Raw genomic sequence first — 8,100 nt, forward strand, 5'->3', positions numbered from 1 at the left:
ATGAGGATAGTTCCCCCTTTACCCCTCCAGTTAACCTGATGTACGGTTTACAAGCTTCTCTGCAAATGATGAGAAGGGAGGGATTAGCGGCAATTTTCGCCCGTCACCAACGCTTAACGAAGATGACGCGGGCCGGTATGCAGGCCCTGAATTTGCCCCTCTACGCGGCGGATTCCTGGGCTTCCACGGCGATTACTGCGGTGGCCCCCACTCTAGTAGATGCGGAAAAAATTCGTTCGACTCTCAATAAAAAGTTCGACATCGCTGTGGCTGGTGGTCAGGATCACCTCAAGGGTAAAATCTTCCGTATCGGTCATTTAGGTTTTGCCAGTGAGAGGGATATCCTCACGGTTATCGCTGCCATTGAAGCGACTTTAATCGAGTTAGGTGTCGAAGGTGTCACCCCCGGCGCCGGTGTGGCTGCCGCTGCCTCGGTGATGGTGCAGGGTTAATCTTGGGTTGGCTTTTCCCCTTCTCCCCCTATCCATTAGTCACATCTTTCTTAACATAAAATTTGACAAAGAGAGAAAAGTGTGCAAGATGGCTCAAGGGGGTTCTATGGGGGAACTAATTTGATCAGATAGTTTCCACGTCTGGCTAATATACTGTCATCTTCCTAGTCCCAACCAAATAGTTTTAACACCAAGTTCACCTACAGATGCGATCGCAACCATTCCTCTAAATCTCCCGGTTTGGTAAAATCTAACAAAGCTTCTCCTAAAGCTTCCAGTTGATTAATTGAGAGAGCTTGAATCTGCGATCGCTGTTCAGGAGTCACTTCACCGATCCGACGCGAGAGGAGCCGCAGGATGAGCGCAGATTCTCCTTCCTGACGACCTTCCTCCTTGGCTTCACGATATACCCTTGTATCTGCCAATTGTAGTCCTAGCATTGTATCAACCTCCTGCCGACTCAAGTTAGTAAACTTATAGACCATAATTGTGGCAATCATTTCTATTATGGCGCGACTGGCTTCTGTATCTACAATTTGCTCTTGGGTTCGTGCCAGTAAATAGCGGGCTTTTTCTGGTGCTTGGGTTTCTTCTACAGTAGTGAGTACCATCAAGGCAACCCCTAGGGGTAACTGCTGAATTTCCCCTAATTCGTTCAGATAAACTCGATGTACTTGCTCACAATTGAGAAGCGATCGGTAGGGATGAGCATTGCTTTGTTCTAGGTTACGGGTGGGATAGATGACAACAATTTGCCAATCGGTAAATCGTTCTCGCTGGCGGTAGAAATATAAAAATGATTCACCAAAAACCCGTTCATAGAGTCGTTCGTCTTTTTGAAATTGTACTTCACAAAAATAAATCACCCCGTTCCTATCAGTATCAGGTGGGAGAAATACGCCATCGATCTCAAATTTGGGTTCTTTGACGGCTACGGAGTCAAAGCGGTATTCGGTGGCATTATCGGGTGGGTTTTCCAGTAAATCGAAGAGAAGGGAGGGGGATTGTTGGAAAAGCCGGTAAAATATCGAGTCTCGTTTCATGATGATCGGGATTGCACCATAGCGATCTTCCCATAAAACCCCCCCCAAAAAAGAGAGAGGAAACCCGCGTCTCCTCTCCCTTGTAGGCATTATTTCCTCGCTTTGCGGACAGCACCCCCTAACATTAAACCGCCCAGTGTGATAAAACCGAGAAGGCTAGAGGGTTCGGGGACACTGACTGCTGGAGTCGGCACTGTCAGGACTGAGGACATTCCATATAGAGTGTATGAGTTACTTGAACTAAGACCGATCATATTGATCCACGAGGCGTCAGTTTGAACAGGGCTACCTATAGTAACCATAGGCGGAAAACCCGAGTTACCCAACGGGGATTGAGCGGAGCCACCCACATTAGTGCCTGTCCATACAGAATCTGTTCCAGATGTGTCTATCTGAGTGCGATTAATAAAGGTTTGGATGCTGCCATCCCAAAGATCGGCATTATTATTGGCGACCTTGTTGCCATCTATGAGGTAGATGGGAACATCTGGCTGACTGCCATCAGTACCGGTATTGACTTTGGCCGAGGTAGCGGAAGTAGAACCGATCGCCTTCCAAGTGATCGTACCCAGGTTAAATCCTGCCGTTGTTAATTGCGTAGCAAGAGCGCTTCCTGTTACCTGGTTGGTAACAAAGTTATTGTAGTCGTTGATGTTGGTGCTTGTTGCATCCCGTGTGCCGTCAGTGACAAACACCAAGCGATACTGGTCGCCCGGATTCAAGCCGGGGGGTACGACCACCAAAGCAGCTTGTGCTGCACTAGCCGTTACCAGAGTCGCCAGGGCAACTCCAGAGACAATTCCGAGTTGTTTTATTTTCATGAAAAGAAAAGGGTTAATGGTAGATGATTTGAGTGCCTGACATTTCCATTTGGGTTAAGCGATAGGGCAACCCAAAACAATGACAAGCGAACCTAACAGTCAAGAGGGTACACGCTTCCCCCCCCCGCATTGTATCAAACGCTACAATTTAATAAATCTTTACATTATATGCGAGTAATCGGGGGGAAAATCCCTGGACTTTTTCCCTGAAAATTAGGTAATTGACCCCCTCAAAATCGGTAAAACCCTACACCCCACACCCCACACCCCACACCCTATTGCGGGCCAATTTGGGGCAAATGCAAAGCTGGATCCTGCGCTGTCCAACCGACGGGAGTATCTAAGCGCACCTCAAAATGAAGATGGGGGGGAATAATATCCGGTTGTCCCGTGGTCCCAACCGCACCGATAACGTCTCCTGCTCGTACCCGTTGGTCAATTCTCACTGTAACCCTGCTTAAATGGGCATAACGGGTCTGCCGGCGACCTAAATGATTAATTACTACCAAATTACCATAGGCCCCTTCCTGACCCACATAAATCACTAGACCATCCTCGGCGGCTAGAACAGGTGTACCAACATCTGCGAGAAGATCAATACCACTATGAAAAAGATTTTTCTGTTCCGTGGGGCTTTTTTGCCAACCGTAGGCTAATCCGACAGTGCTGGCAAAGGGTAAGGGATAAGAACTTAATCCAGTATAATCCGATCGCTTGCCGGCGGCGGACCAATTGGTGCCTGGGATAAAAACTATTGTCGGCCGGCGACCACAACCGTTAAGCTCAAAGAGTATATCGGCACGAATACCATAGGCTGCTTCTAAATCGCGCCAAGTGGAACCCCGGGGTGCTTCGATGCGAATGCCGTTCATCGGGGGAATAAAGATTTCTTTCCCGACGGGGGCCAAACCATTTTTGAGAATAGTCGGATTGAGTTTAATTATCGTTGCGGGGATAAGAGCGTATTTTTCGGCGATGGAGGCGATCGTTTCTCCCGCTTGGATTTTATGGCGTTGTAACCTTGATAAAATCGGCAGGGGACAAACATTATCAGACCCTTGGGCAAAAATTAATTTTTGATTTAAGCCCAAAAAACCTAGACAAAAAAACCAAATTGTGCTAGTCAAACTTAGCCAAATTTTCTCACTTCTGATTCTCCGACCCATGACCATAAAAAAAGCGATTTCTTGACTACAAAACTCGGAGAATACTAGGAATACTGTCAATAGCTTCTAAAGACTCTATTGTCGCTAAAGCGTTGCGGAAATTGCCCTCGCGCACATCGTGGGTGACAACGACAATTTCGGCTAAATCACCCCTAATACCAATTTGTACCACGGATTCTAGACTAACCCCATGGTCGCCGAAAGCCATACCTAAATGACCGATGACCCCCGGCACATCGCGACAGAGAAAACGAGCATAAAAACGGGTCGATAAATCCTCCATGGGGGCGATTTGACAATAATGCTGGTGAACACAGCTTAAAAGCGGGTCAAGTTCCTTGGTTTTGCCACTACTTTTTAAAATTCCGACGATATTCATCACATCCGATACTACTGCACTGGCCGTCGGTCCGCCACCGGCACCCGGTCCATAAAACATCACTTGTCCCAAGGGTTCCCCCTCGACCAGAATAGCGTTATAGACTCCGTTCGCATTAGCGAGGGGATGGTTTTTCGGTACTAGGGTTGGATGAACCCGCAACTCTAGGGTATCGGAATCTTCCTTAACCGTGTCTTTCGCAATCGCTAATAATTTAATCACAAATCCCAGTCTATCAGCGTAGGCGATATCGACGGCGCTAACTTGCCGGATACCTTCACAGTAAACATCTTCCCGTTTTACCCGACCTCCAAAACCCAGAGAGGCTAAAATAGCGATTTTATCGGCTGCGTCGAATCCATCCACGTCCGCAGTGGGATCCGCTTCTGCATAACCTAATTCCTGAGCTTTGGCCAGCACTTCGCTAAAATCTGCCCCTTTTTGGCTCATTTCCGTGAGAATATAGTTAGTTGTGCCGTTGACAATTCCCATAATGCTGCTGATACGATTAGCGCCGAGGGATTGTTTCAAGGGTTTAATGACGGGAATGCCACCACCCACGGCCGCTTCTAGAAGGACATAAACCCCCTTTTCGTTAGCTTTGGCGTAGATTTCGTCACCAAAACGGGCAATAACCGCCTTATTTGCCGTAACAACGTGCTTTCCCGATGCGATTGCCTTGAGAATTAAAGAGCGTGCTGGTTCCAAACCCCCCAATAATTCGACAATAATATCAATTTCGGGGTCAGTAACGATCGATTCTAGGTCAGTGGTCAACAGATGGGGAGAAAGCTCGATTTCTCTCGGTTTATCTAGGGATCTAACTCCCACTCGTCCAATGGTAATCTCTTTGAGTACGGGATGACGACCAAAAGGATCAAGGAGGATTTTCGCTGTTCCCGTCCCCACAACCCCGAAACCGAGTAAACCAATCTTAAAGGTCACGCTTTTATCTCCTGCTAGTCCGACGCAAAAAATACTAATGGCCAAGCCCTCGCCATTGTCGATTTTATCATTACAAGGTCTTTGTCTGTGGGGTTTTCTTTTGCTTCCCTGACACCACTAACACAACTCAAATGGTGGGAGTTAGCCAATTTTCAGCCCGCGAATCGCATAATCTAATAATTCGATAGGATGAATAACGGGTGTATCTTTTCCCTGTAATTGTAAATGTTTTTTAATTTGTAGGGAACAACCCGGATTAGGAGAAGCAATCACCGCAGCCCCAGTATTTAATAAATTGCGTACTTTCTGCTGACCTAATTCATCGGCAGTATCTGGCTGTAGCATATTATAAACTCCGGCACTACCACAACACAAGGCCGCATCGATAGGTTCTTTTAAGTTAATATTGGGGATTTTTTGCAATAATTGCCGTGGCTGCACGGAGATTTTTTGTCCGTGTAAAAGATGACAGGCATCTTGATAAACTAGGGTTAATTCTGTTTCGGTAATCGGCGATAAATCAGCAGTTAATCCCACTGCTGCCAAAAATTCTTGGGCATCGCGTACTTTAGCCACAAACTCCTTAGCCTTATCTTTATATTCAGGATCATCGGCTAAAATATGATGATATTCCTTGAGAGTATGACCACAACCCGCCGCATTGATAATAATATAATCGACCTCGGTTGCTGCGAAACTATCGATCATTTGTCTGGCTAAACTTTGCGCTTGTTTTTCCTGTCCTTGGTGTGCGGGTAAAGCGGCACAACAACCCTGGGTTTTTGGGATAACCACTTCACAACCATTAGCAGTTAAAACCCGCACTGTCGCTTCATTTACCGGCGAGAAAAAGAGTCTCTGCACACAACCTAAAACCACCCCTACCCGATAGCGTTTTTCCGTTTGGGAAGGAATAACATCGGCATAGTTTTTAAACAGAGAATTTAGAGTAATTTTGGGTAGAATTGATTCCATGGCCGCTAGACGGGGAAAGAGCATTTTTAAGATACCCGATTTCCTGACTAGGGTTTGTAGTCCCAGGGTTTGATATAACCAGAGGAAAGGTAAAAATAATTTGAGACGGACGGGATAGGGAAAGAGATTAAAAATGAGAAAACGAATAATTTTATCTTTAAAACTGCGGGGTTGATTGCGTTCCACCTGCGGACGGACTGCGGCGATTAATTGATCGTATTGTACTCCTGATGGACAAGTACTAACACAGGCTAAACAACCTAAACAAGTATCAAAATGTTGGCTAGTGGTTTCGTCTAAAACTGCTTCTCCTTTGTTGATGGCATTCATCAGATAAATTCTACCCCGGGGGGAGTCCATTTCTTTGCCAATAACTCGATAACTGGGACAGGTAGATAGACAAAAACCACAGTGAACACAACTATCGATTAATTCTTGAGCGGGGGGATTCTTGGGGTCAAATCCTTGATTTTTTTGGTCGATTAATTCTTGAAAGTTAACGGAATGTTCGGAGGTTTGCATGATTTTTAATTAGATTTTGTTAAGAAAGCGTTCAGGACTAAAAATACCGTGAGGATCGAATTTAGTTTTTAGGGTTTTCATCGTGGTAATTGCGTTACCTGTATAACCCCAAGGTTCAATTTTTTCTTTTAGCGATGGAGGCGCAGTTAACACCGTTAAATAACCCTGATTGGCGCTGCATAAAGAGCGAATTTTGTCAAGATTTTCCTCCGATTTTAAGATAACTTTACCCACCCCACTACTAATATTAATCGAGGCTAGTCCGTTAATTTGGTCGATAACTAGAGCTAAACTGCTGGGTAATAATCCTATTTTGCCGAAAAAATTGCCCTCTTGGTCATAATTATCGATTGTTTTTCGGTATCTTTGCCCTAGAGAAATTTCTTCCTCATCCCGATAATAATTGGTCTGACAGTCTAACTGTTGTCCTAAATAACTCACCTGTTGCGATTGTTCGCTAATACTTTCGGGAATGCTTTGAAAACGCAGCAGTAAAGCGACTTTTTCCCCTAATCCTAGTGCTTGCGTCATCCCTGGGTTTAAACATTCAGCCACGGTGGGAGTTAAAGACGATTGCCGAATAACTTGACTTAATTTACTAATATTTTCGCTATTTCCAGTGATTATCAGGGTTTCTGAGTTAGGGGTTTCGGGATAGAGTCGCAGGGTAATTTGATCGATAATCCCTAAAGTGCCGTAGGAACCCGTAAATAGCTTCATCATGTCGTATCCCGCCACATTTTTCACCACACGCCCTCCAGCTTTAGCAATCTCGCCATCGTGACGGATAAAGGAGAATCCTAGGATCAGATCCCGGACTCCACCGTATCTTTGCCGCCATGTTCCCGCGTCGGCCGTGGCCATAATACCGCCAATCGTGGCATTATGGGCATAACTGGGATCAAGAGGAAGAAATTGACCGCTAGGAGCCAAAAAAGCCTGTAAATCTGCTAGTTTAAGCCCAGCTTCCACGGTTATAGTTAAATCTCCCCTAGCATGGTCAATAATCCGGTTGAGATTTTGGGTACTGACTAAAATATCGGGCGACTCGACTAACCCACCCCAATCTAATTTACTGCCTTGACCGTAGGCCAATAAAGACAGACGATTTTCGTTGGCAAAACGCACCAGAGAGACTAAAGCGGCCGTATTAGCGGGATAAACTAGAATTTCAGGACTTTTGCCCCTAATTGCCCTTGATAATCTTTCTTGTTCCTGTTTTGGCACTTGTGGCCAGGCAATAACCGTCGTGTCGGGGGGTAAAATAGAAGTTATCTGGGCAGCAATCGCAGTCATATTTGAGAAAAGAATTGAGGAGTGAGGAGTTAGGACTTACCGGCCGATAATGGCGAAGAATGGGGGTAATGCTAGGGCTAATCAGTAATTTTCAGCCTCTATTAATCAGATTACCTTAGTTTTGCTCTCCATCTCCGATGTCAGGCAATTCCAGCCATACTGAGGCACAAAGAAGTCAGCTAATAACTAAGGGACTTGCGTAGGAATAATATCCCAATCGATCGGAGGGCGCAAGCTTTGCGCCCCTACAGTAACGGATTTTGTCCACAATGTAGGGGCGAACTGCGTTCGCCCAAAAGGTACATTATCAAAGCGCAAGTCCCTAACTGCTAAATTAGCCATACACTCGTGCCATAATGGTAGATTACCTCGATCAGTAAGCCAAGAAGTAATGAGTGTAGATTGGACGAATAGCCGCGCCAAGCGATTAAGTGCCTTACCCCCCTACGTTTTCGCCCGCTTGGATGAATTAAAAGCCTTAGCCCGCAAAGAAGGACTAGA

General features: G+C 45.8%; 7 protein-coding genes. 1 reads left to right on the forward strand and 6 read right to left on the reverse strand.

The annotated features are described in order from the left end of the window. The coding region (locus tag PX484_RS21115) for an aminotransferase class V-fold PLP-dependent enzyme (RefSeq protein ID WP_288105387.1) at positions 1–452 on the forward strand (452 nt) is incomplete at its 5' end. Positions 453–652: 200 nt separating this feature from the next. Here PX484_RS21115 and PX484_RS21120 read toward each other — a convergent pair. From PX484_RS21120 to PX484_RS21145, 6 genes are all read right to left on the reverse strand, one after another. Beyond that, complete coding sequence (locus tag PX484_RS21120; protein WP_287765661.1) at positions 653–1,495, reverse strand: Rpn family recombination-promoting nuclease/putative transposase; 843 nt, start codon at positions 1,493–1,495, stop codon at positions 653–655. Between the two features lie 89 nt (positions 1,496–1,584). After that, on the reverse strand, positions 1,585–2,316 hold the full coding sequence (locus tag PX484_RS21125; RefSeq protein WP_287665156.1) for a PEP-CTERM sorting domain-containing protein: 732 nt from the start codon (positions 2,314–2,316) through the stop codon (positions 1,585–1,587). A gap of 275 nt (positions 2,317–2,591) precedes the next feature. Beyond that, the gene (locus PX484_RS21130; protein WP_287765767.1) at positions 2,592–3,488 is read right to left on the reverse strand and encodes a LysM peptidoglycan-binding domain-containing M23 family metallopeptidase; all 897 of its coding nucleotides are present in this window, start codon (positions 3,486–3,488) and stop codon (positions 2,592–2,594) included. 19 nt (positions 3,489–3,507) lie between these two features. Next, on the reverse strand, positions 3,508–4,806 hold the full coding sequence (locus PX484_RS21135) for a homoserine dehydrogenase (RefSeq protein WP_043997934.1): 1,299 nt from the start codon (positions 4,804–4,806) through the stop codon (positions 3,508–3,510). A 141-nt stretch (positions 4,807–4,947) separates the two neighbouring features. Next, entirely contained in the window at positions 4,948–6,303 is a 1,356-nt protein-coding gene (locus tag PX484_RS21140; protein ID WP_104396710.1) for a (Fe-S)-binding protein, read from the reverse strand. Between the two features lie 9 nt (positions 6,304–6,312). Beyond that, positions 6,313–7,599, reverse strand: a complete 1,287-nt coding sequence (locus tag PX484_RS21145) for an FAD-binding oxidoreductase (RefSeq protein ID WP_288105391.1) — start codon at positions 7,597–7,599, stop codon at positions 6,313–6,315. Positions 7,600–8,100: the final 501 nt, after the last annotated feature.

It is taken from the genome of Microcystis sp. M49636_WE2 (genome assembly GCF_030065375.1).
GTDB classification, from domain to species: Bacteria; Cyanobacteriota; Cyanobacteriia; order Cyanobacteriales; family Microcystaceae; genus Microcystis; species Microcystis aeruginosa_C.

Excerpts from the sequence above, each read along its gene's own strand:
- PX484_RS21120 (WP_287765661.1), bottom strand. The coding sequence starts at position 1,495 with ATGAAACGAGACTCGATATTTTACCGGCTTTTCCAACAATCCCCCTCC.
- PX484_RS21125 (WP_287665156.1), bottom strand. The coding sequence starts at position 2,316 with ATGAAAATAAAACAACTCGGAATTGTCTCTGGAGTTGCCCTGGCGACT.
- PX484_RS21130 (WP_287765767.1), bottom strand. The coding sequence starts at position 3,488 with ATGGTCATGGGTCGGAGAATCAGAAGTGAGAAAATTTGGCTAAGTTTG.
- PX484_RS21140 (WP_104396710.1), bottom strand. The coding sequence starts at position 6,303 with ATGCAAACCTCCGAACATTCCGTTAACTTTCAAGAATTAATCGACCAA.
- PX484_RS21145 (WP_288105391.1), bottom strand. The coding sequence starts at position 7,599 with ATGACTGCGATTGCTGCCCAGATAACTTCTATTTTACCCCCCGACACG.